The sequence below is a fragment of the Tamlana crocina genome, from assembly GCF_012037625.1.
Genome location: NZ_JAAVJS010000747.1, coordinates 1 through 305, shown reverse-complemented (window position 1 = coordinate 305; position 305 = coordinate 1). Strand labels below are relative to the sequence as shown.

The 305-nt window shown below is 39.7% G+C and carries 1 protein-coding gene; it reads left to right on the top strand.

Going from position 1 to position 305, the window contains the following annotated elements; translation table 11 throughout:
* Positions 1 to 260 (top strand): MazG nucleotide pyrophosphohydrolase domain-containing protein (locus tag HC176_RS18830; RefSeq protein ID WP_280818729.1); only part of this gene is annotated, 260 nt, incomplete at its 5' end.
* Between the last annotated feature and the right edge of the window lie 45 nt (positions 261 to 305).

The following is a 305-nucleotide window of genomic DNA, read 5'->3' as shown; positions in this document are numbered from 1 at the left end:
AGCTGGAGGAGCTGCAACATGAAATTGACGGTGACAATCAGCAGAAAATTGAGGAGGAGTTTGGAGATGTAATGTTCAGCATGATCAATTATGCCCGGTTTTTAAAAGTAAATCCCGAAGACGCCCTGGAAAGAACCAATAAAAAATTCATTAAAAGATTTCAATATTTAGAGGGAAAGGCAAAGGAGCTTAATAAAAGCTTAAAGGATATGACCCTGGCCGAAATGGATGTATACTGGGAGGAAGCGAAGAAGATCTAAAAGAACCAGGAGTCAAGAGCCAAGAGTCAAGACTTTTTTTCAGCA